The sequence below is a fragment of the Rhodococcus sp. IEGM 1351 genome, assembly GCF_030056875.1.
Classification (GTDB): Bacteria; Actinomycetota; Actinomycetes; order Mycobacteriales; family Mycobacteriaceae; genus Rhodococcus_F; species Rhodococcus_F opacus.
Map to the genome: position 1 here is coordinate 29,122 of NZ_JASHKU010000017.1, position 23,606 is coordinate 52,727.

The window sequence follows — 23,606 nt, forward strand, 5'->3', positions numbered from 1 at the left end:
AGTCACCGCAACCGAAAAGGCGCACGAGCACGAACTGCCCACCCCAACGACCAGAGGAGACACCATGACCCGGACGACCACCGGCACGTTCCATCCTCTGGACCCGTTGGGGGCGGACGAATTCGCGCAGGCCGCGGCCGTTCTCGCCCGGGAACACGGGGTCGGGGACGGCTGGCGGTTCGCGTCGATCGAACTGGCCGAGCCGGGCAAGGCCGAGGTGTCGGAGTTCGACGCGTCGGGTACCGTCCCGGACCGCCGGGCCGTCGTCGTGTGCTTCGACCGCAACAGCGGAGACACCTACAAGGCGCTCGTCTCGCTCACGGGAGACAACGTGGTCTCCTGGGAGCACATCCCGGACGTCCAGGCGAATTTCACGGTGGACGAATGGGAAGAGGCGGACGCCTTCCTCCGCGGGCACCCGGACGTGATCGCGGCGCTCGCGAAGCGGGGGGTCACGGACATGAGCCTGGTGTTCATGGACGTGTGGACGTACGGCGACGCGGTGACCCCGGAGAAGTACAAGGGGCGCCGGCTCGGCTGGTCGGACACCTGGGTCCGGGCGGCCGAGGGCGCCAACCCGTATGCGGGCCCGGTCAACGGTTTCCACTGTGTGATCGACGTCAACAAGATGGAACTGCTCGAGATCGAGGACACGTTCAGCGTCGAACGTCCTGAGGTCATGGGCGAGTACGTGCCCCGGCACATCCCGGAACGGATCCGCGACGCGAGCACGCGGCCGCCGTTGAAGCCGTTGGACATCGTCCAGCCGGAGGGACCGTCGTTCACGCTCGAGGGCAACAAGCTCGAGTGGCAGAACTGGTCACTGCGGGTGGGGTTCAACTACCGCGAGGGCATGACCCTGCACGCGGTGACCTACAACGACAACGGCCGGGTGCGCTCGATCGCGAACCGGATGTCGTTCGCGGAAATGGCGGTGCCGTATCGCGACACCAGCACCGATCACTACCGCCGCACCGCCTTCGACATCGGCGAGTGGGGCATCGGGTTCATGACCACCTCACTCACCCTGGGCTGCGACTGCCTGGGCGAGATCCGGTATCTCGACGCCGTACTCCACGACAGCCACGGTGTGCCGTTCACGATCGAGAACGCGATCTGTATCCACGAGGAGGACAACGCCGTCCTCTGGAAGCACGTCGACCACGATGCGGGCGCCGAGGTGCGCCGCATGCGGCGGCTGACGGTGTCGACACACGTGACGGTCGCGAACTACGAATATCTCGTCTACTGGCGGTTCTACCAGGACGGCAACATCGAATGCGAGGTCCGCGCCACCGGGATCATGGTGGTCAGCCACTTCCCGGAAGGCGGGGAGCACCCCAGCGGGACGCTCGTCGACAACCGCACGTACGCGCCGTTCCACCAGCACTTCCTGGTCGCCCGCCTCGATCTCGACGTGGACGGCACCGAGAACACGGTGTACGCGACCGAGACCGAAGTGGTGCCGATGGGCCCGGACAACCCTCTGGGTCTCGCGCTGCGCCAGAAGAACACCCCGCTGCGCACCGAACTCGAGGGCCGACAGGACTTCGACTGGCAGAGCCAGCGGGCGTGGAAGGTGGTCAACGACAACACGACCACCGGGCTCGGCACCGCCCCCGCCTACAAGCTCGTTCCCGGCGGCGCAATCCCGTCGATGTTCGACCCGGCGTCGCCGATCTTCCAGCGCACCGGTGCGATCGGCCACACCGTCTGGGTGACGCCCAACTCACCCGACGAGCGCTGGCCTGCCGGGGAATTCGTGAACCAGAGCAAGGTCGATGACGGACTTCCCGCCTGGACCGCGGCCGACCGCCCGATCGAGAACACCGACGTGGTGCTCTGGTACACGTTCGGTATCCACCACATTCCCCGGCCGGAGGACTGGCCGATCATGCCTGCGGACACCGTGTCCTTCTGGCTGAAGCCGGTCGGATTCTTCGACCGCAACCCCGCCCTCGACGTCGCCCCCACCCCGGAGGCGTGCGATCACCACCATTCCCACCACGAGGACTCCGATGACTGATTTCGAACGGCTCCGCGCCACCCTGCCCACCGGTCTGTGGATCGACGGCGCCCAGACCGACCCGATCGACGGCGGCACGTTCCCGGTCTACGACCCGGCCACCGGAACCCTGATCGCCGACGTCGCCGATGCCGGTGGCAAGGACGCGATGCGCGCACTGGACTCCGCCGCGGCGGTCCAGGAGGAATGGGCGGCGACCGCGCCGCGGCAGCGGTCGATCATCCTGCGCTCGGCGTGGGAGAAGGTCATCGAGCGCACCGACGACCTCGCGCTGCTGATGACGATGGAGATGGGCAAGGCCCTGCCGGAAAGCCGCGGCGAGGTGAACTACGGCGCCGAGTTCCTGCGCTGGTTCAGCGAGGAAGCCGTCCGCATCCAGGGCCGCTACACCACGTCACCGTCCGGCAGCGGACGGATCATGGTCACCAAGGTTCCGGTCGGACCCACCCTGGCCGTCACGCCGTGGAACTTCCCGCTCGCGATGGGCACCCGCAAGATCGGCCCCGCGCTCGCCGCCGGCTGCACGATCATCGTCAAGCCCGCCGAGGACACCCCGCTCACCATGCTGCTGCTCGCCGAGATCTTCGCCGAGGCAGGCCTGCCCGCCGGTGTGCTGTCGGTGCTGCCCGCGTCGAACGCCGCCGCCGTCACCGAACCGCTGCTCGCGGATCCGCGGCTGCGGAAGGTGACGTTCACCGGATCCACCCGGGTCGGCAAGATCCTCATCGAGCAGTCCGCCCAGCAGGTGCTGCGCACCTCGATGGAACTCGGCGGTAACGCCCCGTTCGTGGTCTTCGACGACGCCGACATCGACGCCGCGGTCGAGGGCGCGATGGCCGCGAAGATGCGCAACGGCGGCGAGGCCTGCACCGCCGCCAACCGCCTGATCGTGGCCAACTCGGTGCGCGAGGAATTCACCACCAAGCTCACCGACCGGATCGCCGCACTCACCGTCGGACCGGGCAGCGAGGACGGCACCAACGTCGGCCCCCTCGTCAACGAGAAGCAGCGCCGCAACGTGGCGTCCCTCGTCGACGACGCCGTCGCCGCGGGCGCCCGGGTCCGCACCGGCGGCAAGTCCGTCGACGGTCCCGGCTACTTCTTCCAGCCCACCGTCCTCGACGAGGTGCCCGCCAACGCGCGCATCGTCCGCGAGGAGATCTTCGGACCCGTCGCCGCGATCACCGGTTTCGACACCGAGGCCGAGGGCGTCGCCGCCGCCAACGACACCGAATACGGTCTCGCCGCATACATCTACACACAGAACGTCGACCGTGCGTTCCGCGTCGCCGACAAGCTCGAGAGCGGCATGGTCGGCGTCAACCGGGGAGTGATCTCCGACGTCGCCGCACCGTTCGGTGGAGTCAAGCAGTCCGGCCTCGGCAGCGAAGGCGGCACCGAAGGCATCGAGGAGTACCTCGAGACCAAGTACGTCGGCTTCGCGTAAACCACCCGCCCCGAGACAGATCGGAACCGTCACCATGCGTTTGGTCGTTGGATATCTCGCCACCCCCAGCGGGGAGGACGGTCTTGCCCTCGGGGCGCAGCTCGCCCGCAGTCTCGGCGCACAGCTCGACATCTGCATGGTGCTCCCGCCGGACCGGACGGTCCCGGCGAGAGTTCCGGCAGAGACCGGCTACGACGACATCCTCGCCTCCCGTGCCCAGCGCTGGCTGGACGAGGCGAAGTCGTCGGTGCCGAGCGACATCGACGTGGACGTCCACCTGAGCTTCCACGATTCGTTCGCGCAGGGTCTCATCGACGAGGTGTCCCGGCTGGGGGCGCAGGCAATCGTCGTCGGCGCCGCCGGAGACGGCCTGCTGGGGCGGCACTCCGTCGGCTCCGTGTCGACGGAACTGCTGCACTCGGCGCACGTTCCGCTGGCCCTCGCGCCCCGCGGCTATCGGCATTCCTCCGCGAAGAAAATCCGCGAGGTCACCTGCGCGCTCGGGACCCGGACCGGGGCGGATGTGCTGCTGCGGACGGCGGTGCGGACGTGCGAGCGGATGCAGACCCCGCTCCGCCTAGTCTCCCTCGTCGCACTCGACCCGCAGAACGACCTCCGCGATCACCGGGACACCCCCGACGACATCCGCGACCGGGCCGTCGCCCACGCGCAGAGCACCCTCGAAGTGGCGAAATCCGCTCTTCCCGAAGACTTTCCCGTGTCCGTCACGATCGCCGACGGATCCTCCGTGGAATCGGCGGTCCGCACACTCGACTGGCAGGACGGCGACCTCGTGATGGTCGGCTCCAGCCGGCTCGCCCAACCTCATCGACTGTTCCTGGGATCCACCGCGGCCAAGATGCTCCGCGTCCTGCCGGTGCCCATGGTGGTCGTCCCCAAGCAGGAGTTCGAAAACAGTGAGTAAACCGTCCGCGACACCCGCCCCGGATCCACGCTCGTTCCCGACCGGAGGTTCAGACATGACGAACAGCGAAGGCGCGCCGGCGTCGGCCGACGGCGCCGTGAGCGCCAAGGGGCTGGCCACCGGTGCGGTCGGGACCTTCTCCGGAGCGATCCTCGGAATCTCCTCCGTGGCACCGGGTTACACGCTGACGGCCAGCATCGGGCTGATCGTCGCGGCCGTCGGGTTGAAGATGCCCGCCATCTTCATCGCCGGCTTCATTCCCATGTTCCTCACGGCGTACGCCTACCGTGAGCTCAACTCCGAATCACCCGACTGCGGTGCGTCGTTCACGTGGTCGACCAAGGCATTCGGTCCGTACGTCGGCTGGATGTGCGGCTGGGGCATGGTGATCGCCACGATCATCGTGCTCTCGAACCTCGCGGCGATCGCCGTGCAGTTCTTCTATCTGTTCATCGCGAAACTCTTCGACGCCCCGAGCATCGCGGATCTGCCGGGCAACAAATTCGTGAATGTGGGCACCACACTGCTCTTCATCGCGCTCGCCACGTGGATCGCCAGTCGCGGCATCACCACCAGTGAGAAGCTGCAGTTCGCGCTGGTCGGCTTCCAGATGGTCCTGCTCATCGCCTTCGCGGTGGTGGCACTGGTTCACGTCGGCAACGGGTCCGCCCCCGCCGGGCTCTCGTTCGACCTGAGCTGGTTCAACCCGTTCACGGGACTGGCCCTCGGTGCGTTCGTGATCGGCCTGACGGGTTCGATCTTCGCGTTCTGGGGCTGGGACACCTGCCTGACACTGGGCGAGGAGTCGAAGAACCCGAAGAAGACCCCCGGTCGCGCCGGCCTGCTGTGCGTCGCGACGATTCTGCTGACCTACCTGCTCGTGTCGGTCGCGGCGATGATGTATGCGGGCGTCGGCGAGGACGGTCTCGGCCTCGGCAACCCGGACAACTCCGAGAACGTCTTCGGCGCCCTCGCCGATCCGGTTCTCGGCAACTGGGGCGGCATGCTGCTGTTCCTCGCCGTGTTCGTCTCCTCGGTCGCGAGCCTGCAGACCACGTTCCTACCCGCCGCGCGCACGATGCTGGCCATGGGCGCCTACGGCGCGTTCCCGAAGAAGCTCGCCGAGGTGTCGCCGCGATTCCTGGTGCCGTCCTACGCGACCGTCGTCGCCGGTGTCGTGACCGCGGTCTTCTACACCGTCGTCACGTTCCTGTCGGAGCGCACGCTGCTCGACACGATCGCCGCGCTGGGCATCATGATCTGCTGGTACTACGGCATCACCGCGTTCGCCTGCGTCTGGTATTTCCGGGGCCGGTTGTTCACGAGCGTGCGCAACGCCGTCTTCCGGTTCGCGTTCCCGCTGCTCGGCGGGCTGATGCTGTTCGCCGTGTTCGTCATCTCGATCGACGAGAGCATGGACCCGGAGAACGCGAGCGGTGCGTCCATCGGCGGAATCGGCCTCGTCTTCTTCCTCGGCTTCGGCATCCTCCTGCTCGGCGCCGTGCTGATGATGGTCATGCGCGTCCGCAATCCCGCCTTCTTCCGCGGCGAGACCCTCAACCGCGACACGTCGGCGTTGCGGGACGAGGGCGATCTCACGGCTCGAACGGAGCCTGCGCCACCAAGCCCGCGATAAGCGTCCGCAGCCCGAACTCGAATGCTGCATCCGCCCGTCCGGGGTTCGGCCCGGACGTGGCCAGGGCGGCCAGCATGGCCTCGTTCGCCTCCGGCGCCGTCGCCCAGACCACTTCGGGTGCGGCGAGGTCCAGCGCCGACCCGAGCACGAAGCTGTCGACCGTCGTGATGGCGTGCAGAATCTCTTCGGGCGTGAAGCCGCCGTCCGAGAATGCCTGCGCCAGCGCGTTGTACAGCCCGAATGCCACACCGGACTGCACTGTGTGCGCGGTGAACAGAGGAATCAGCCGAGGATGCTCGGCGTAATTGCGCCGATACTCGCGCGCGAGGCCGGCCACCGTCTCGCTCCACTTGCCGTCGGGGTCCGCCACCACGATGCCCGCCATCATGCGGGCACGCATCAGTTCGATGATCTCCGCCCTCCCGGACACGTGGTTGTACAGCGAGGAGGGCCGCACCTTCAGCCGTTCGGCGAGACCCGGCATCGTGAAGTCACCGGAGAGGTCCACCATGCGCATGGCAGCTTCGGTGATGATCTCCGGCGACAGCAGTCGCTGTGATGGCCGTGGCATGGGTGCCCTCCTGGTCGGTGTGTGTCACCGGCGACCAGGGTGGATACCGAAGGAATCGAATTCGTCACGCCCCACCCCTTGATCGCCGAGCATTCACCCACCATACTTAACGAATCCAATTCGTTTTAGGCGCTCGCCGAACCGAACATCCGAGGAAACACAATGTTGACGATTACCGCCCTCACCCCTCCCGAGTCCCTGTCGAGGACACGCGAGACGGGACGCACCCCGCTCCGTGTCGGTCTCGTCCAGCACCGCTGGCACGAGAACGATCAGGACCTGCGGGCCGAACTCGACGAGGGCATCGCCGCGGCAGCGAAACTCGGGGCGCGCGTGGTGTTCCTCCCCGAACTCACACTGAGCCGCTACCCCGCGTCGACGCCGGGTGGCGACAACCCGGGACGGACCGCCGAGGACCTCCTCACCGGCCCCACGTTCACGTTCGCCGCCAAGGCCGCCGCCGAACACGGCGTCCTCGTCCACTCGTCGCTGTACGAGCGGAACGACTCCGAGGACGGTGTGCAGTACGAGGACGGGCTCGGGTTCAACACGGCCATCCTCGTCGCCCCCTCCGGTGAACTGCTCGCCCGCACCCGCAAGCTGCACATCCCCGTCACCGCCGGCTACTACGAGGACACCTACTTCCGCGGCGGTCCCGCAACCGATCCGTACCCCGTCCACACCGCCGAGGCACTCGGCGGGGCGAAGCTCGGACTGCCGACGTGCTGGGACGAGTGGTTCCCCGAGGTCGCCCGCGCGTACTCGCTCGGCGGCGCCGAGATCCTGGTGTACCCCACCGCGATCGGCTCCGAGCCCGACCACCCGCAGTTCGACACCCAGCCGCTGTGGCAGCAGGTGATCGTCGGCAACGGCATCGCGAACGGCACGTTCATGGTGGTGCCCAACCGCCACGGCAGCGAAGGCCTCATCACGTTCTACGGCTCGTCGTTCATCTCCGACCCCTACGGCCGGATCCTCGCGCAGGCCCCGCGCGACGAATCCGCGGTCCTGGTCGCCGACCTCGACCTCCAGCAGCGCGAAGACTGGCTGGCCCTGTTCCCGTTCCTGGCCACCCGGCGCCCCGACACCTACGGCGTCCTCACCGAGCCGGTCGATCACGCCTCCCCGTTCGGGAGGGCCTGATGACCTGGCGCATGCCCGCGGAAGGCGAACTGCACGAACGCACCTGGATGGCCTACCCCAGTGAGGGCTACTCCCTGGGCGACACCCCCGAGGAACACCACGAGGCCCGCACCACGTGGGCCGAGGTGGCGCACGCGGTGTCCCGGTTCGAGCCCGTCACTGTCGTCGTCGACCCCGGACAGGTGTCGGCGGCCGAGGAGTACCTGTCCGCGGACATCGACATCGTCGCGGCGCCGCTGAACGACGCCTGGATGCGCGACATCGGACCCACATTCGTACTGTCCGAGGACGGACGCCTCGGCGGCGTCGACTGGATCTTCAACGGCTGGGGCGGCCAGGACTGGGCCCAGTGGGACAAGGACTCGAAGATCGGCGCACTGGTGGTCGAGCGGTCGGGGGCCGAGCTCGTCGACTCGCCCATCGTCAACGAGGGCGGCGGCATCCAGGTCGACGGCCTCGGCACCGTGCTGGTGACCGAGACCGTGCAACTCGACCCCGGCCGTAACCCGGAACTGTCGAAAGCCGACATCGAGGCCGAGCTCGCCCGGACGATCGGTGCCACGAAGGTCATCTGGCTGCCGCGCGGACTGACCCGGGACCAGGACACGTACGGCACACGCGGGCACGTCGACATCGTCGCCGCCATCCCGTCACCGGGCGTCGTCCTGGTGCACGACCAGCGCAACCCCGAACACCCCGACTTCGAGGTCAGCAAGGCCGTCATCGACGTGCTGAAGCAGACCACCGACGCCCGCGGTGAGTCGTGGGAGATCATCACCGTCCCCGCGCCGACAGTCCTGCGCGACGAGGAGGGTTTCGTCGACTACAGCTACATCAACCATTTCGTCGTCAACGGCGGCGTCATCGCGTGCAGCTTCGACGATCCCGCGGACGAGGAAGCGGTCGCGATCCTGTCGGCCGCCTACCCCGGCCGCACGGTCGTGTCGGTCGACGCCCGCCCGCTCTTCGCGCGCGGCGGCGGAATTCACTGCATCACCCAGCACCAGCCCGCTGTGCGCTGACGCGCCCGTGAGTACTTGTTAACCGCGGGCGGTTAATAAGTACTCACGGGTGGCGGAGCCGCACCTAGCGGCGGCGACGCATGTAGTCGCTGACGACGGCGGCGCCGAGACCGTCCAGCCCGGGCGCCACGACGCGTCCGCCGACCCGCTCGGCCATCCGGTCCACCACCCGCGCGAGACCGGGATCCTCACCGAGCCGGAAGAACGTGACGTGAGCGCCGAGGCGGGCAAGGGTGTCGAGTTCCCGGACCGTCAGACCGAGGGTCCGGGCGCTCGGCGGGTAGTCGAAGTACGCGAAGCCGTCCGGCTCGAGGTGGGCAGTCGGCTCACCGTCGGTGACGATCAGGACCACCGGCTGGGCGTTGGGGTGCCGGCGCAGATGCCGGGCCGCCAGCAGCAGCGCGTGGTGCAGATTGGTGCCCTGGTCCCACGCGCCGTCCAGGCCGGCCAGTTCCGCCGGCGTCAGCACCTGCGCGTGCCTGCCGAACGAGATGAGCTGCAGTTCGTCGCTGCGGAACCGGGTGCTCACCAAGTGGTTCAGGGCGAGGGCGGTGCGTTTCATCGGCACCCACCGGCCCTCCATCACCATCGAGAACGACGTGTCGACCAGCAACGCGACCGCCGCCTGCGACCGCTGCTCGGTCTCCATCACCTCCACGTCCGCCACCGACAATCGGACCGGGACGCGACCGCGCTCGACCGGATCGGATGCCGCCCGCAGCACGGCGTTGGTGATCGTGCGTGTGACGTCCCACGGCTCGGTGTCGCCGAACGCCCACTCGCGGGACGCGCCCGTCGGCTCCCCCATCGACCCGGCGCGGCGCGTCTCCCGTTGCCCGCCACGCGAAGACAGCTGCTGCGCCACGTCCCGCAGAGCCGTCTGACCGAGTTGGCGCATCGCCTTGGGCGACAGGCGCCACTGGCCGTCCGCCCCGCGGTCGAGGAAGCCCTGGTCTCGCAGGGCCTTCTCGAGTTCGGCGAGGGTCTGCGCGTCGGCCGCCGCCTCGTCGCCCAGTTGCCGGGCCAGAGTCTCCGCGTCGATGTCGTCGAGTTGTGCGCCCGCGTACTGCTGCGACAGTTGCTCGGCGAGCGACTCGAGTTCCGCGATGTCCTGCAACGCCCCGGTGCCCTCGCCCAGGCCCATGCCGTCGTCCCCGCGGAACCGCTGCGCGCCCTGCCAATCCTCGCCCGGGCGCGCGGCCTGCAGGTGCTGGTCGAGGCGGTCCAGCTGTCCGATCAGCGACGGATCGCCGAACGCCTGCTGCGCCAGCGCATCCAGTTCGTCGCGCTGCTCCTGCGACAGCGAATTCCGCAGGCGCTGCGCCGCCGCCGCCCGCTGCGCCAGCGAATCGAGCAGTTCCTCGACGTTTTGCGGGTTCTCGGGGAAGTACTCCCCGTGCTTGTCCATGAACTCGTCGAACTGTTCCTGCGTGTCCTCGCCGCGCGAATGCTTGTCGAGCAGGTCGTTGAGGTCGGCGAGCATCTCCCGGATGCGTTCGCGGTCTTCTTCCGTGGCACCCTCGAGGGCCTGTTTCATGCCGGCGAACCGCTGGTCCAGCATTTCGCGGCCGAGGAGGTCCCGGATCTTCTCGTAGTCCTCGCGTGCTTCCGAACTGCGCCAGTCGTAGTCGGCGAGTTCCTGCACGGCCTGCGCGGTGGACGACGACAGTTCCTCGAGGCGCATCTCCGAGAATCGGGCGTCGTCGTCGAGCGCGCGGGCCAGTGTCTTGCGTTCCTCGAGCACCGCGCGGTCGAGGAGTTCCCGGACCTCTTCGAGTGTGCCGTTCAGGTTGTTCCGCTTCAGCAGTTCACGGCGACGCCGATTGGCCTCGGCCGCAAGCTCGTCCAGGCCGCGCATGTCCCGGTTGCCGCGACGGAGCATCTCGCGCAACGCCTGCCGCGGCGACGTGCCGGCGAACACGTCGTCGCCGATCGCGGCCAGGGCCTCACGCAGGTCCACCGGCGGCGCCAGCGGATCACCGCCCTCGTACGGCCCGTACCGCGCGTTGTGCGGTCCGCGCTCCGCCTTGCGGGACATTACGAATACACCGTCTGCCCGTTGATGTCCGGGTTCTTCGAGATCCGCCGCGCCAGGTACAGGCCTTCGAGGGCGAACTCGGCGGCCGCGGCCCGCTCGCCGTCGGACTCCGCGCCCAGACGCTCGGCCAGCTCGTCGAGGACCTCGAGTTCGGGCAGCTCGTTCAGCAGTGCCTTCGCCGTGATCCGTTCACCGGTCACCACCGGGTCGCCCTGTTCGACCGCGTCCACGAGTTCCGCCAGGTCGATGCCGCCGAGCCGGGTGCGGACGGTGTCGGCCGTCGCCCGCCGGAGCAGGTGCTCGAGGACCTCGATCTCGCGCCCTTCCTCGCCGGATTCGAATTCCACCTTGCCCCGCAGGACGTCGACGACGGTCTCCAGGTCGACCGGCCGCGCGACCGGGTCGGCTTCACCGAGCACGGCGCCGCGATGCACCGCAGCGGCACTGACGGTTTCGGCGCCTGCCACCGCGAAGCGGGCGGACACACCCGATCGCTGATCGACCGACGTTGACTCGCGGAGCAGACGGGTGAACCGGGCCAGGATCTCGAGGAGGTACTCGGGCACCTCCGCGGTGAGGTGCGCTTCCTGGAGGATGACCGCGACTTCGTCGTCGAGCCGGGTCGGGTAGTGCGTCCGGATCTCGGCGCCGAACCGGTCCTTCAGCGGGGTGATGATGCGACCGCGGTTCGTGTAGTCCTCCGGGTTCGCGCTGGCCACCATCAGGACGTCCAGCGGGAGCCGGAGCGTGTACCCGCGGACCTGGATGTCGCGTTCCTCCATGACATTGAGCAGCGACACCTGGATTCGCTCGGCGAGGTCGGGCAGTTCGTTGATGGCGACGATGCCCCGGTGCGCACGGGGAACGAGCCCGAAGTGAATGGTTTCCGGGTCGCCGAGACTCCGGCCCTCCGCGACCTTGACCGGATCCACGTCGCCGACGAGGTCCGCCACCGACGTGTCGGGGGTCGCGAGTTTCTCGGAATACCGCTCGCTGCGGTGCCGCCATGCGACGGGGAGGCTGTCGCCCAGTTCCTGCGCCCGGCGGATGGACGCCGGGGTGATGGGCTCATAGGGATGCTCCCCGAGTTCGGAACCGGCGATCACCGGGGTCCATTCGTCGAGGAGCAGATTGAGGGTGCGGAGGAGGCGGGTCTTGCCCTGACCACGTTCGCCGAGCAACACCACGTCGTGACCGGCGATGAGAGCCCGTTCGAGCTGTGGTTCCACCGTCTCCTCGAAACCGACGATGCCGGGCCACGGATCACGGCCGTCGCGTAGGGCCGCGAGCAGATTCTCGCGGATCTCTTCCTTGACGGTGCGTTGAATGTGGCCCGACTCGCGGAGCTCGCCGACGGTGGAAGGTCTGTGTTCCGATGACGTCACCACTCCACGCTACGAGGATTCGAGCGAATCGGCACGCGGTTAACGCGCGCCGACCCGCCCGGGTCAGTCCTCGCGGCGCAGCGGGAGCAGTTCGCGGACCTTGCGGTCGCGCAGGTACAGCCCCGCCCAGACTGCGATTCCGACGTACACCGCGAACAGCACCGTGCTGAACAACGGCTTCTCGACGCGCCAGTTGGTGAGTACCGCCCCACCGAGGTAGCCGGTCAGCAGCACCGCCCCCAGCGGGGCCGTTCGCGGCACCAGGTAGAGCACCGTGCAGAGGAGCAGCACCACTCCGATCGGCACGATGATGTGCATCGGCAATCCCAGTTCGGCGGCCGAGTCCTCCACCGGTCCGATCTTCAGGAGCTTGCCGACCGCGTCGAAGAGGAGGAAGGCGCCGACGAGTCCGCTGAGAACCCAGCCCACCGTGCGTGCGGTTCCCGACTCCGCCATCACGGGTGTGGTCGCGGTGCTCACGACTCCTGCCCCTGCGCTGCATCGACATCCATCCACATGACCTCCCAGAGGTGACCGTCCGGGTCCTGGAAGCTGCGGCCGTACATGAATCCCTCGTCCATCGGATCGTTGGAGAAGGATCCGCCCGACGCGAGCGCCTTGTCGGCCAGCGCGTCGACGGCCTCCCGGCTGTCCGCGGAGATGCAGATGATGGATTCGGTGGTCGTGGTGGCGTCCGCGACGGCCTTCTTGGTGAAGGTGGAGAAGAACTTCTCCGTCAGCAGCATGACGTGGATCTGCTCGCTGACGACGATCGACGACGCGTTCTCGTCCGAGAACTGGGGGTTCTTCCGGTAGCCGAGCGCCTCGTAGAAGGCCGTCGATTTGCCGAGGTCCTTCACGGGGAGGTTCACGAAGATCATGGTCGACATCGAATTCTCTTTCCGTCGGTGGAGCTGAGTGTTTTCGGGTGACGAGCCGTGCGACCTTGTGGAGCAGATCACGTATCAATGTTGCAAAAAGAAACCTATTGATGTCAATAGGCAACTTCGGTCTATAGTTGAAACCATGGCACGGCAGACTTACGGGCAGTACTGCGGACTCGCGCATGCCCTGGACATCGTGGGACAACGCTGGGCACTGCTCATCGTCCGAGATCTCCTGGTCGGACCGCGGCGATATACGGATCTCAAGCAGGGTTTGCCGGGCATCCCGTCCAACATCCTGTCGGCGCGCCTGAAGGAACTCGAGGACGCCGACGTGATCGCGCGCCGCGCGCTGCCCCGGCCGTCGAACGCGGTGGTCTACGAACTGACCGACTACGGCAACGCCCTCGAGGACGCCGTGAAGTCGCTGGGCCGGTGGGGCGCCCGCACCCTCGGCGAACCCGACCCGGACGATGCCGTGACCGTCGACTCGATGGTGATGGCGCTGCGATCGACGTTCCACCCCGACGCCGCACGGGACGTCACACTCACCTACGAATTGCGGCTCGGGCCGATCGTGCTGTCCGCCCGCATCGACCGCGGCGCACTCGAGGTCGTGGAGAGCGCAGCCGACCAGCCCGACCTCGTGATCGAGACCGGGCCGGCGGTGAAGGCACTGATGGCACGCGAGATCACCCCGGAGGACGCCATCGCCGTCGGCAGCGTGTCCGTCACCGGCGATCCGGCGCTGCTCGCCACGTTCGCCGACGTCTTCAGCATTCCCTGAGAGTGCGCCTACGCGGCGACACCATACGAGACCAGGGCGTCCAACTCGTACCACGCGGAGCGGTAGCGCTCGAGTGTCACCGGATCAGCCTCCGCCAGAAGGGAATCGAGCAGGACTCGCGGATCGTCGCGCCATGCCCGGACCACGTCCGCGACCGCGCGGTTCGAGAACAGACCCGACCCGGTGAGCGCGGACACCCACTCGTCGATCGCTCCCCGGTGAATCCGCTCGACGGCCTCCCGGCGGAATCCGCCGTCGACGAAGTCGAGGGAGAACATGGCGGCGACGACATCACCGGTGGTCAGCTGTACGACGTTCATGGTGCGGCACCTTCCTGGAGTCGGGGGCTGTTCTCGGACGTAATCCGTTGGAACAACTGGTGATGCAGACGCTAATCGCCGATTGTGTGAGTTCTGTGATGCTTCTCTGAGATCTCGGCCGCGATGCCCGCCTGCCGTGATAGCCGAGCTTCTACACTCCGTGCATGGAGACGTGGGTTCTGCCCGGACTGCTCGGCCTCGGCCTCGCCGCCGCGTCGGGACTGCGCACGTTCCTGCCGTTGCTGATGCTCAGCGCCGCGGTGCACTTCGAGGTGCTCGGGATCACCCTGAACGAGTCGATGCGGTGGCTCGGTTCGACCGGGGCGCTGGTCGCGCTGTCGATCGCGACAGCGGTGGAACTGACCGCCGATCTCATCCCGTTCGTCGACAACGCGCTGTCCGTGATCGGCAACGTCACCGGTCCCGCGGCGGGTGTCATCGCGACCTGGGCGGCCTTCGCGGACGTGGACCCGTCGACCGCCGCGATCGCCGGAATCGTCATCGGCGCGCCCACCGCTCTGGCGTTCAGCACCGCGCAGACCGGGACCCGGGCGGTGAGCACCGCCTCCACCGGCGGACTGGCCAATCCCGTGGTGTCGGTGATCGAAGACGTGGTCTCGTTCGTCACATCCCTGATCGCCCTGCTGCTTCCGCTGCTCGTCATCCCGCTACTCGCATTCCTGCTGTGGTTCGCGTGGCGAGGGGTGCAACGGGTGCGGCGACTGCGCGCGACGTGAACTGGTAGACAGTCCCCATGCCTGACACCGAGATCACGTTCGACAGCGGTGCCGTCACGTACTACGGCAGCCTGCGCACCCCCGACCACGCGAACGGGTCGGCACCCGCCGCGCTGCTGCTCGCCGGCAGTGGTCCCACCGACCGCAACGGCGACAGCGCCCTGCTCCCCGGTGACATCGGAACGCTCCGCCATCTCGCCGACGTGCTCGAACAGCACGGCATCTCCAGCCTGCGCTACGACAAGATCGGCAGCGGCGAGACCGCCCTCGGCCCCTACGAGGTGGAAGAAGTCGGGGGTCTCGGATTCACCACCTTCGTCGACGCCGCGTCCGCGGGCCTCGACTTCCTGGCCGCCCAACCCGGGGTCGACCCGTCGAAGCTTATCGTCATCGGTCACAGCGACGGCGGACTCGTCGCCCTCGCGCTCGCCACCGCGGAAGACGAGTCGCGGGTGCGCGCCGTCGGACTGCTCGAACCGCTGAGTGTCCGGCTCCTCGACCTGCTCACCACACAGATCCACGGTCAGCTCGACGCCGTCGTCGGCACCGGCCAGCTGCCGGTGGAACTCGCCGACGAACTCCGGCTCGCGCTCGCGGACACCGTCGAATCGCTCCGCACGTCGGGCACGATCCCCGACGACCTTCCGGAACCGTTGCAGAACGCCGGGCTGGTCCATGCCAACGCGAAGGCCCTCGCGGAGGAGGACGCTCTCGACCCGCGCGCACTGGCCGGCCGGCTGCCCGCCGGGTTCCCCGTCCTCACCAGCTGCTCCGCCAAGGACATCCAGGTACAGCTCGCGGACGTCGACGGCCTGAACGACGCCCTCGCGCACACCGCGCTGACGCCGGTGCGGATGACGAACGCCAATCACGTCCTCAAGGACGTCGGCGACCGTCCGTCCACCGGACCGGATTACGTGGAACCGCTCCCCTACTCGGCGGAGTTCACCGACCCGTTCAGCAGGTGGATCGCCGCTCTGTGATCAGTTCCCGCCGGCTCCGGTGATCACGGCCATCAGTGTGCTCGCCAGTTCGGACACGAGCCCCAGGTTCTTGTCGTTGACGAGATCCTCGAGCCCGTCGAGGCCCTCGACCTCGAGCAGCGGCGCGAGCATCTCCATCAACTCGGAGAACTCCGCCGACTCCGGGGCCGTCGACTGCGGGGTGGCCTTCGGGGTGGTCGCCTTCGGCATCGTGGTGGTGGTCGACGACGCGCTGTCCTCGCTCGCCTCGGGCGTCGTCGTGGTGGCCGCCGGTGCTGCCGCGAGTTCCTCGGCCGGCGCCGACTGGGACCCCGTCAGCAGGTAGGTGACGATGCCCGTCGTGATGGTGATCGCGTGCTTCAACTGGCCGTCGGTGCTCTCCAGCTGGGCGGAGTCTTCCTTGTTGGAACCGTTGCCCATCTCGACGAACACCAGCGGCACCTGAGTCAGCGCGGGCCCGGCTACATCGGCGCGGGTCTGGAGGCCGTCGTTCACGCCGGCGTAGTTGGCGGGAACGAATCCGTCCGACTTGTAGGCGTCGCGCATCATCTTCGACGCCTCGAGGCCGCCACCGGACTGCGCCGCGTCCGCCTTCTCGTCGGGAATGGGCAGCGACGGGATGATCATGTGGAACCCGTGCTTGCTCGCGTCCTCGCCCTGCGCCGTCGAGTCCGCGTGAATGCTCACCGCGACGTCGGCATTCGATTCGCTTGCCGCACGCGCTCTTTCGTCGACGCATCCGCCCCAGCCGGTGTCGTCCTGACGGCTCAGGACGACCTTCGCGCCGAGACTCTCGAGGCTGCTCTTCACCAGCTGGGAAACGTTCCAGTTGATCGTGTGCTCGGGCACCCCGCCCAGCGACGTCATGCCACTGGTCTGGCAGTCCTTCGTGTTGCCCCGGCCGTCGTTCACCTGCTGCGCGAGGTCGTGGCCCTCGCTCGAACCCTGATGTCCGGGGTCGAGGAACACCGTCATCCCGGACAGTTCGGTGCCGGTCGCCGTCGCCGCGGGTTCTGCCGAAGCCTGAGCAGGGATGAGCACGGACGCACCCAGGACGCAGGCGCCGAGGCCGGCCTTGATCGCAAATCGGTTCATAACGGGAATGGGCGCACCGTCGCAGTCCGGGCGCCACTCTCCTTCCACAGGTGCCACTCGAGTCACATCAGCCCCGAGTGAATCAGCTGCACCGTACGTGCGGGCAGCTCGAGGCCGGATCGAAAGCAAGCTGTGACCAAAGTGTGGGATTCGACAGATGCGCACCGATCAGCCACACGCCGACGCAATCGCCGGTGCTTCATACGAATCCGTGCGCGGAGGTGAACGGGACGGCAACTCTGGGCCAAGAGCCGCTGCTCAACCCTGCATTTCGGCGCAGCGGCCGGATAATGGAAGTGCAAACCCTCAACCGGTGCTGTACGGTCATCTACCAACCAGCAACGACACGCAGAAAGGTACGGACATGATGCAGCTTCACGCGCTCTTCGCATCCGTACCCGCATGGCGTCGCTGCTCCGCCGACAAGCACATCACCAAGTTCGGCGCACCCCGAGAATGTTGAGACTCACACCACGTCATTCTCGGGCACCCAGGGCAAACCCCTCGGGTGCCTTTTCTTTTACCTTTCACTTTCAGGAGCACCCCATGAAACTTCGCATCAACCAGCTGTCCACCTCTCCCCCGTATCTCGACCTGCCGGACGACCTCACCGGGTACGCCGTCACCCTCGACCTGTCGCACTGCGATGCCGCCCACGAGGCCGGCCTGGGTGAGCTGATCAGCGAGGTCCGCAGCCGCGGCGCCGCCCGCGTGGTCATCACCGGTTCGCCGCGCGAACTCCAGGGCACGGCCCGAGCACACGGGGCCGCAGCCGCCTGACGACGCAGAACGGGCCCCGGCATGATGCCAAGGCCCGTTCGAGAGTTGCCGAACGCTAGTGCGCGAAGTGCCGCGCGCCCGTCAGGTACATGGTGACGCCGGCTTCCTTGGCCGCATCGATCACCTCGTTGTCGCGGACGGAACCACCCGGCTGCACGACCGCCTTGACGCCGGCGTTCGCGAGCACCTGCAGTCCGTCGGGGAACGGGAAGAACGCGTCCGACGCGCCCACCGACCCGACCACCCGGTCACCGGCCCGCTGCACCGCGAGGTGCGCCGAGTCGACGCGATTGACCTGGCCCATGCCGACGCCGACCGACGCGCCGTCGGAAGCGAGCAGGATCGCGTTGGACTTCACCGATCGGCACGCGCGCCACGCGAACTCGAGATCCTTCAAGGTCTGTTCGTCGGCGGCGTCGCCGACGGCCAGCGTCCAGTTGGCCGGGTCGTCACCCTCGGCGTCGAGCACGTCGCGCTCCTGCAGGAGCGCTCCACCGGACACGGGACGCAGTTCGATACCCGTCGCGGTCGGTGCCTCGGCGAGGAGGACGCGGATGTTCTTCTTGCGTTGCAGCACTCCGAGCGCACCGTCCGCGTAGGACGGGGCGATGATCACCTCGGTGAAGATCTCGGCAACCTGCTCGGCCATCTCGACGGTGATCTCGCGGTTCGCGGCGATGACTCCGCCGTATGCGCTGACCGGGTCGCAGGCGTGCGCCTTGCGGTGTGCCTCGGCGATGTCGGCTCCGACCGCGATGCCACATGGGTTCGCGTGCTTGATGATCGCGACAGCCGGCTCGCTGAAGTCGAACGCCGCGCGCCAGGCGGCGTCGCCGTCGGTGTAGTTGTTGTACGACATTTCCTTGCCGTGCAACTGTTCCGCCTGAGCCAGACCGGCCGGGGCGGCGGGGTTCACGTAGAGGGCCGCGGCCTGGTGGGGGTTCTCGCCGTACCGCAGGACAGCCGAGCGGTCCCAGGTGGCGCCTGCCCACTCGGGGAACTGGGAGTCACCCGGTTCGACCAGCGTGGACGTCATCCAGCTGGCGACCGCGACGTCGTACGACGCGGTGTGCTGGAACGCCTGCGCAGCGAGGGCGGTGCGCTCGGGCAGCGTGAAACCGCCGTCGGCGACCGCGGTGAGCACGTCGTCGTAGCGGGCGGGATCCACCACGACCGCGACCGACGGGTGGTTCTTCGCGGCGGCACGCACCATGGACGGTCCGCCGATGTCGATCTGCTCGACGCACTCGTCGGGGGTCGCACCCGATGCGACGGTCTGCGTGAACGGGTACAGGTTCACGACCACCAGCTGGAACGCCTCGATGCCGAGTTCCTCGAGCTGCGCGAGGTGCTCCGGCTTCCGGGTGTCGGCGAGGACGCCGGCGTGCACCCGCGGGTGCAGCGTCTTGACCCGGCCCTCGAGGCATTCGGGGAAGCCCGTCAGCGCCTCGACGGGGGTGACCGGGATGCCGGCGTCGGCGATCTTCGCTGCAGTCGACCCTGTCGACACCAGCTCGACGCCTGCCTTGTGCAGGCCCGTAGCCAGTTCGACCAGACCGGTCTTGTCGTAGACGCTGACGAGCGCTCGGCGTACTGCCTTGCGTTCACTCACTGGGGATCACGGCCTTTCGTCCATCGGAAACAACTCCACGGGTGGCGACAGCGGCGATGACGTCCGCCAACAACCGTCGCTCCACAGTCTTGATGCGCTCGTGCAGGGTCGACTCGTCGTCGCCGTCGAGCACAGGCACGGGTTCCTGCGCCAGGATCGGGCCGGTGTCGACACCGGCGTCCACGAGGTGGACGGTCGATCCCGACACCTTCACGCCGTAGGCCAGGGCATCCGGGACCGCGTGCGCGCCGGGGAATGCGGGCAGCAACGCGGGATGCGTGTTGATGATGCGACCGCCGAAGCGCTCCAGGAAGGCGGGACCGAGGATCTTCATGAAACCCGCCGACACGACGAGCGACGGCTGGTGGGACGCGACGGCCTCGGTCAGCGCGACGTCCCAGGCGGCACGGTCGGCGTGGTCGCGCAGGCTCACCCGGAAGTGGGGAATGTCCGCCGCGTTCGCGTGGGAGGTCGCATCACAGTCGCGGTCGACGCCGACGGCGACGATCTCGGCGGGATACCCGTCCGTGTGTGTTGCTTCGATCAGCGACCTCAGGAGGGTTCCCGCACCGGAGGCGAGTACGACGATCCGCGCCGGCGAACCGGTCGTGGGCCTCAGGTGGTCACGCGAGGAAGTCAGCGCACTACTCCTGAACAATCGAAAGGCCGGGTGAATCGAAAGACGGGCAAAAAATGGGGGCGGTCGCATCGTCGACCGACCAAGAGCCTAGTCGCTGGGGGTTGCGGGCCCTCGGGGCAGGTCGGCTTCCGGGCTCTCGGCGGCGTCTGCGGCCCCCTCGGGTTCGTCCGTCGGCGTGTCTTCCTCGACCTCTGCGTCCACCACGACCTCGGCCTCGGCGCCGGTGTCCTGCGGTGCAACCGGCGCTGCCGGCGCTTCGGTCTCGTCGACGAGTTCGGCTTCGATCACCCGACTCGGCGCGACGTGTTCGGCGACCACCGGTTCCTCGGTGATCGGGGCGGCGATCGCCGGAACCTCCTCCGCGCCGGGAAGATGCGGCTCCTCGTCCTCGGTGTCGGCGTCGTCCTCGTCCACGGCGCCCCGGCTCCGATGCCAGGCCACGACCACCGCTGTCACCGCGCCCGCGAGTCCGAGCCACGCGAACGTGAGCAGTCCGAACGCCCACCAGTGCAGCTCGACCGTTCCGAATGCGCCGAGTCTGCCGCCGGACACGAGGCCGAGCACCGCCGTCACCACGCCCACCCCCGCGGCGGCGGTCAGCACGGTGAACAGCGCTTCCTGCCCGGCGACGCGACGCCCGCAGTCGCGTCCGAGCATCACACCGATCAGCAACGGAATCACCAGCAGCGCGGGCCAGGCACCACCCGACACCCCGTCGGGAACGGCGCCGAGCAGCGGCAACGGCGGCAGCGAACCACCGACGTTCCCGAACACGCTGACCGAGACGTCCCCGATCTGCGCAGTCCCTCCGATGACCGCGGCCGCGGCACCCACCACGACGTTCGGCAGGTACAGCACCGACAGGATCGTCAGTCCGAGCATTCCGACGACGCCGTCGCCGCGTTCGAGCAGCGAGCCGACCGTCGACCACTCCATCAGCAGCGAGATCGTGACCATGACCGCGCCGGCACCGAGAATCGCCGTCAACGCGCGCAGTCCCGGCCGCACCGCGTCCCGGACCCACGACGGAACCTGCGCACCGAGCGTCGGCCGCATCGCGACCGTCACACCGATCGCCGATGCAAGCAGGTGCACGAACAGCACCCACCCGAACGCGGCGAGCGCGTTCGGGGAGGACAACGGGATGACCGCCGACGCGTCCGCGATGACGGCGAGGCTGATGGCCGTCACGACCAGCGGTCCGGCCACCGCAGCGCCGATCACCTGCAGAGCGTGCCGCCGCGAGGACGCCGGGTGCACCACAGCGGCGCATCCGCGGGCGACGACCCACATCATCCCGGCTGTCGGGATCAGAGGGAGGACACCGAGTGACGTGCCGTCGATCGTCAACGGCACCTGGTGAATCGCCAGCCACGACGCCGCGATGGCACCGAACGTTCCGGTGAGGTCGCTGTTCGCCGCCACCAGCGTGACGACGATGAGTGCGGACAACAGGACGACGGTGACGCCCGCGGGCCGGAACGCGACCGCGAGCAGCGCCCGCATCTCGTCGGCGTCGGGCACGGGTCGCTGTCGCGGGACTTGCCGCTCGTCATCACCGACGGCTCGCCGTCGTGCACCCTGTGCGACGCGCTGCGCACGATCAACCAAAGAACTCATCCCCTCGAGAGTGGCACTCCGACGCCGCGGCGGCGGTCAGGCGCGCCGCACAGAAGTGGCCTCCGACCACGTTGGGTCAGAGGCCACCTGCTGGTTGGGCCGCTACTTGTCGTCCCTGTCGGCGCGCGTGTCGAACGCCTGGGTCGGCGCGCTGTAGCCCTCCGATTCGGACTTCTCGGCCGAGTCTGCCGACTTCGCCTCGGTGGAAGGCTGCTCGCCGTACTCGAGCGTGCGCTCCACGGGGGACGACTCGGACTGCGAGCCGTACGCGGGCGCCGCGTGCTGCGCGGAACCGTAACTGGTGCCGGCCGGGTACTGCGAGCTGGGCGTTCCGGTGGACTGCGACGGGCTCGACGGCTGCGAGTACCCCTGGTACTGCGGCTGCTGGTAGGCGGCGGTCGGGGCGTCGTACGACGCGGACCCGGCACCCGCCGCGGCTCCGTAACCCGGCTGCTGGGGCTGCCCGTAGCCCTGACCGTAGCCGGTCTGGCTCTGCGAGGGCTGACCCTGCTGGCCGTAACCCTGCTGGCCGTAGCCGGGCTGGTTCTGCTGGCCGTAGCCGGGCTGCGACTGACTCTGCCCGTAGCCCTGCGGGGCGCTCTGACCGTAGCCCTGGGGCGGCTGTCCGTACGACTGCTGCGGGCCCTGCCCGTAGCCCTGCGGGGCGCCCTGGCCGTAACCCTGCGGCGCCTGACCGGGCTGACCGGGCTGACCGGGCTGACCGAAGCCCGCGGCTGCGGCCGGCTTGGGCGCCGGCTGCTTCAGGAGTCCGATGTCGAACAGCGTGGCCGCGACGGCCACGGCCGACTGGATGAATCCGAGAACGAGGATCAGGATTGCGCCCCAACCCGAATCCGCGTCGACGTTGAGGAAAACGAACAACGCGACAACCCAGCCCGCGACGGACGCCGCTGCTGCCGCGCCCGCGTAGGACTGCTTCGGAAGGAGCGAGACTGCCGCGAGGAGACCACCGAGGAACAGGAGGCCGAGCCCGTCCGTGTTGGCTTCGAACGAGTTCACGGACTCTCGCGCCAACGTGGCGTACGGGGCGAACCCGAGCAGTAGGTTGAGGACACCGAGAACTGCGACACCGATCAGAAGGAAGAAGCCCAGGCCTTTCGGTTCTCCCCCTGCAGTCGGTTGCGCGGGCGGACCGTAACTCGGTCCTCCGGGCGTGAACGTCATGACTTCTCCTAGTCGACAAGTGGTCGTCTGCGTGCGCTCTTCCGACGCTAGCCTACGTATACCCGTCGGTCACTGCCGTCACTCGCGGCCCGCGGCGCCGGGAACAGCGCAGGAGACAATGGTTCGGTGCCGTACACCCTCGCTCCCCACACCGCCGATCTCACCCTGGAGACGGAGGTGAAGCACTCACGTTTCATCGCCGCGCTGCGGCGCGTCGAGGACGCCGAGGCGGCGCAGGCCTTCGTCCAGGATCGGCGGCGGGCGTATCCCGATGCGCGACATCACTGTTCGGCGTACATCATCGGAAACGGCCCCAGCGACCGGGTCGAGCGCGCGAGCGACGACGGCGAACCCGGTGGCACCGCGGGCATTCCGATGCTGCAGGTACTCAAGGCCCGTGATCTCGTCGACGTCACGGTGGTCGTGACACGGTACTTCGGGGGAATCAAGCTGGGCGCGGGCGGACTGGTGCGCGCCTACTCCGGCGCGGTGGCCACAGCGGTCGATGCCGCACCCCTCGTGCGGAGGGAACTTCGCCACCTGCACACCCTCGCCGTCGGCCACGCCGAGGCGGGACGCGTCGAGTCGGAGTTGCGTGGGCGGGGCGTCGTCGTGGTGGACACGACATACGGGGAATCCGCGGTCCTCACCCTCGCGGCGCGGGACTCGGCGGAGTTGGCCGATCTGGTCGCTGCCGTCACGTCGGGGACGGGGACACTCGATCCGGCCGGGGAGATGTGGGTCGATGCCTGAACGGCCCGTGCGCCTTT

General features: G+C 68.2%; 22 protein-coding genes. 11 read left to right on the forward strand and 11 right to left on the reverse strand.

Annotation, left to right across the window (positions count from 1 at the left end; genetic code table 11):
- Nucleotides 1-64 precede the first annotated feature (64 nt).
- From QM806_RS26700 to QM806_RS26715, 4 genes are read left to right on the forward strand one after another with little or no spacing between them, the layout of a single operon-like run.
- Complete coding sequence (locus QM806_RS26700; RefSeq protein WP_133986344.1) at nucleotides 65-2,026, forward strand: primary-amine oxidase; 1,962 nt, start codon at nucleotides 65-67, stop codon at nucleotides 2,024-2,026.
- Nucleotides 2,019-3,473, forward strand: a complete 1,455-nt coding sequence (locus QM806_RS26705; RefSeq protein ID WP_005259940.1) for an NAD-dependent succinate-semialdehyde dehydrogenase — start codon at nucleotides 2,019-2,021, stop codon at nucleotides 3,471-3,473. The genes QM806_RS26700 and QM806_RS26705 overlap by 8 nt, the downstream gene beginning before the upstream one ends.
- 34 nt (nucleotides 3,474-3,507) lie before the next feature.
- On the forward strand, nucleotides 3,508-4,398 hold the full coding sequence (locus QM806_RS26710; protein WP_005571844.1) for a universal stress protein: 891 nt from the start codon (nucleotides 3,508-3,510) through the stop codon (nucleotides 4,396-4,398).
- Between the two features lie 55 nt (nucleotides 4,399-4,453).
- Entirely contained in the window at nucleotides 4,454-6,034 is a 1,581-nt protein-coding gene (locus tag QM806_RS26715; RefSeq protein ID WP_065489963.1) for an APC family permease, read from the forward strand.
- Here QM806_RS26715 and QM806_RS26720 read toward each other — a convergent pair.
- Nucleotides 5,994-6,605 carry a TetR/AcrR family transcriptional regulator gene (locus QM806_RS26720; RefSeq protein ID WP_133986343.1) on the reverse strand — a complete coding sequence of 204 codons (612 nt, stop codon included), beginning with the start codon at nucleotides 6,603-6,605 and terminating at the stop codon, nucleotides 5,994-5,996. The two genes, QM806_RS26715 and QM806_RS26720, sit on opposite strands and share 41 nt — an antisense overlap.
- A 162-nt stretch (nucleotides 6,606-6,767) precedes the next feature.
- Here QM806_RS26720 and QM806_RS26725 point away from each other — a divergent pair, with 162 nt between their 5' ends.
- A complete protein-coding gene (locus QM806_RS26725) occupies nucleotides 6,768-7,748 on the forward strand; it encodes a nitrilase-related carbon-nitrogen hydrolase (RefSeq protein ID WP_133986342.1) in 981 nt (326 codons plus the stop codon).
- Nucleotides 7,748-8,770, forward strand: coding sequence for an agmatine deiminase family protein (locus QM806_RS26730; RefSeq protein WP_005571828.1), 1,023 nt, complete (start codon nucleotides 7,748-7,750; stop codon nucleotides 8,768-8,770). The genes QM806_RS26725 and QM806_RS26730 overlap by 1 nt, the downstream gene beginning before the upstream one ends.
- 64 nt (nucleotides 8,771-8,834) lie before the next feature.
- On the opposite strand, the gene QM806_RS26735 is transcribed toward QM806_RS26730, so the two are convergent.
- From QM806_RS26735 to QM806_RS26750, 4 genes are all read right to left on the reverse strand, one after another.
- Complete coding sequence (locus QM806_RS26735; RefSeq protein ID WP_005571827.1) at nucleotides 8,835-10,808, reverse strand: vWA domain-containing protein; 1,974 nt, start codon at nucleotides 10,806-10,808, stop codon at nucleotides 8,835-8,837.
- Entirely contained in the window at nucleotides 10,808-12,193 is a 1,386-nt protein-coding gene (locus QM806_RS26740) for an ATP-binding protein (RefSeq protein ID WP_005238585.1), read from the reverse strand. Before QM806_RS26740 ends, QM806_RS26735 begins: the two co-directional genes overlap by 1 nt.
- A gap of 63 nt (nucleotides 12,194-12,256) precedes the next feature.
- Nucleotides 12,257-12,673, reverse strand: a complete 417-nt coding sequence (locus QM806_RS26745; protein ID WP_005571826.1) for a DoxX family protein — start codon at nucleotides 12,671-12,673, stop codon at nucleotides 12,257-12,259.
- Nucleotides 12,670-13,083 (reverse strand): VOC family protein, encoded by a 414-nt coding sequence (locus QM806_RS26750; protein ID WP_005259955.1) that lies wholly within the window; start codon nucleotides 13,081-13,083, stop codon nucleotides 12,670-12,672. Before QM806_RS26750 ends, QM806_RS26745 begins: the two co-directional genes overlap by 4 nt.
- Before the next feature lie 136 nt (nucleotides 13,084-13,219).
- Between QM806_RS26750 and QM806_RS26755 the strand changes: the two genes are divergently transcribed.
- Entirely contained in the window at nucleotides 13,220-13,864 is a 645-nt protein-coding gene (locus tag QM806_RS26755) for a winged helix-turn-helix transcriptional regulator (protein WP_133986341.1), read from the forward strand.
- A gap of 8 nt (nucleotides 13,865-13,872) precedes the next feature.
- On the opposite strand, the gene QM806_RS26760 is transcribed toward QM806_RS26755, so the two are convergent.
- A complete protein-coding gene (locus tag QM806_RS26760; protein WP_005571823.1) occupies nucleotides 13,873-14,184 on the reverse strand; it encodes a hypothetical protein in 312 nt (103 codons plus the stop codon).
- A gap of 164 nt (nucleotides 14,185-14,348) precedes the next feature.
- On the opposite strand from QM806_RS26760, the gene QM806_RS26765 reads away from it, so the two are divergent.
- Both QM806_RS26765 and QM806_RS26770 read left to right on the forward strand, forming a co-directional pair.
- Complete coding sequence (locus QM806_RS26765; protein WP_005259962.1) at nucleotides 14,349-14,921, forward strand: DUF4126 domain-containing protein; 573 nt, start codon at nucleotides 14,349-14,351, stop codon at nucleotides 14,919-14,921.
- 17 nt (nucleotides 14,922-14,938) lie between these two features.
- On the forward strand, nucleotides 14,939-15,904 hold the full coding sequence (locus tag QM806_RS26770; RefSeq protein WP_167117293.1) for an alpha/beta hydrolase family protein: 966 nt from the start codon (nucleotides 14,939-14,941) through the stop codon (nucleotides 15,902-15,904).
- Here the strand turns inward: QM806_RS26770 and QM806_RS26775 are convergent, their stop codons facing one another.
- Nucleotides 15,905-16,999, reverse strand: a complete 1,095-nt coding sequence (locus tag QM806_RS26775; protein WP_210460900.1) for an N-acetylmuramoyl-L-alanine amidase — start codon at nucleotides 16,997-16,999, stop codon at nucleotides 15,905-15,907. It lies immediately after the preceding gene.
- A gap of 546 nt (nucleotides 17,000-17,545) precedes the next feature.
- On the opposite strand from QM806_RS26775, the gene QM806_RS26780 reads away from it, so the two are divergent.
- Nucleotides 17,546-17,779, forward strand: a complete 234-nt coding sequence (locus QM806_RS26780) for a hypothetical protein (RefSeq protein ID WP_005259967.1) — start codon at nucleotides 17,546-17,548, stop codon at nucleotides 17,777-17,779.
- A gap of 55 nt (nucleotides 17,780-17,834) precedes the next feature.
- On the opposite strand, the gene purH is transcribed toward QM806_RS26780, so the two are convergent.
- The 4 genes from purH to QM806_RS26800 all read right to left on the reverse strand — a co-directional run bounded on the left by purH (nucleotide 17,835) and on the right by QM806_RS26800 (nucleotide 22,836).
- Complete coding sequence (purH, locus tag QM806_RS26785) at nucleotides 17,835-19,391, reverse strand: bifunctional phosphoribosylaminoimidazolecarboxamide formyltransferase/IMP cyclohydrolase (protein WP_005571818.1); 1,557 nt, start codon at nucleotides 19,389-19,391, stop codon at nucleotides 17,835-17,837.
- Complete coding sequence (gene purN, locus QM806_RS26790) at nucleotides 19,384-20,049, reverse strand: phosphoribosylglycinamide formyltransferase (protein WP_005259970.1); 666 nt, start codon at nucleotides 20,047-20,049, stop codon at nucleotides 19,384-19,386. The genes purH and purN overlap by 8 nt, the downstream gene beginning before the upstream one ends.
- A 69-nt stretch (nucleotides 20,050-20,118) precedes the next feature.
- Nucleotides 20,119-21,642: a cell division protein PerM gene (locus QM806_RS26795; RefSeq protein ID WP_120659474.1), complete on the reverse strand. Its 1,524-nt coding sequence runs from the start codon at nucleotides 21,640-21,642 to the stop codon at nucleotides 20,119-20,121.
- A gap of 111 nt (nucleotides 21,643-21,753) precedes the next feature.
- Nucleotides 21,754-22,836 carry a DUF5336 domain-containing protein gene (locus QM806_RS26800; protein WP_169693151.1) on the reverse strand — a complete coding sequence of 361 codons (1,083 nt, stop codon included), beginning with the start codon at nucleotides 22,834-22,836 and terminating at the stop codon, nucleotides 21,754-21,756.
- A 126-nt stretch (nucleotides 22,837-22,962) separates the two neighbouring features.
- Here QM806_RS26800 and QM806_RS26805 point away from each other — a divergent pair, with 126 nt between their 5' ends.
- A complete protein-coding gene (locus QM806_RS26805; protein ID WP_005259975.1) occupies nucleotides 22,963-23,589 on the forward strand; it encodes an IMPACT family protein in 627 nt (208 codons plus the stop codon).
- Nucleotides 23,590-23,606 lie beyond the last annotated feature (17 nt).

What these genes read in the sequence shown, in the direction of transcription:
- QM806_RS26700 (WP_133986344.1), top strand. Translation starts at nt 65, where the DNA reads ATGACCCGGACGACCACCGGCACGTTCCATCCTCTGGACCCGTTGGGG.
- QM806_RS26705 (WP_005259940.1), top strand. Translation starts at nt 2,019, where the DNA reads ATGACTGATTTCGAACGGCTCCGCGCCACCCTGCCCACCGGTCTGTGG.
- QM806_RS26710 (WP_005571844.1), top strand. Translation starts at nt 3,508, where the DNA reads ATGCGTTTGGTCGTTGGATATCTCGCCACCCCCAGCGGGGAGGACGGT.
- QM806_RS26715 (WP_065489963.1), top strand. Translation starts at nt 4,454, where the DNA reads ATGACGAACAGCGAAGGCGCGCCGGCGTCGGCCGACGGCGCCGTGAGC.
- QM806_RS26720 (WP_133986343.1), bottom strand. Translation starts at nt 6,605, where the DNA reads ATGCCACGGCCATCACAGCGACTGCTGTCGCCGGAGATCATCACCGAA.
- QM806_RS26725 (WP_133986342.1), top strand. Translation starts at nt 6,768, where the DNA reads ATGTTGACGATTACCGCCCTCACCCCTCCCGAGTCCCTGTCGAGGACA.
- QM806_RS26730 (WP_005571828.1), top strand. Translation starts at nt 7,748, where the DNA reads ATGACCTGGCGCATGCCCGCGGAAGGCGAACTGCACGAACGCACCTGG.
- QM806_RS26735 (WP_005571827.1), bottom strand. Translation starts at nt 10,808, where the DNA reads ATGTCCCGCAAGGCGGAGCGCGGACCGCACAACGCGCGGTACGGGCCG.
- QM806_RS26750 (WP_005259955.1), bottom strand. Translation starts at nt 13,083, where the DNA reads ATGTCGACCATGATCTTCGTGAACCTCCCCGTGAAGGACCTCGGCAAA.
- QM806_RS26755 (WP_133986341.1), top strand. Translation starts at nt 13,220, where the DNA reads ATGGCACGGCAGACTTACGGGCAGTACTGCGGACTCGCGCATGCCCTG.
- QM806_RS26760 (WP_005571823.1), bottom strand. Translation starts at nt 14,184, where the DNA reads ATGAACGTCGTACAGCTGACCACCGGTGATGTCGTCGCCGCCATGTTC.
- QM806_RS26765 (WP_005259962.1), top strand. Translation starts at nt 14,349, where the DNA reads ATGGAGACGTGGGTTCTGCCCGGACTGCTCGGCCTCGGCCTCGCCGCC.
- QM806_RS26770 (WP_167117293.1), top strand. Translation starts at nt 14,939, where the DNA reads ATGCCTGACACCGAGATCACGTTCGACAGCGGTGCCGTCACGTACTAC.
- QM806_RS26775 (WP_210460900.1), bottom strand. Translation starts at nt 16,999, where the DNA reads ATGAACCGATTTGCGATCAAGGCCGGCCTCGGCGCCTGCGTCCTGGGT.
- QM806_RS26780 (WP_005259967.1), top strand. Translation starts at nt 17,546, where the DNA reads ATGAAACTTCGCATCAACCAGCTGTCCACCTCTCCCCCGTATCTCGAC.
- QM806_RS26800 (WP_169693151.1), bottom strand. Translation starts at nt 22,836, where the DNA reads ATGACGTTCACGCCCGGAGGACCGAGTTACGGTCCGCCCGCGCAACCG.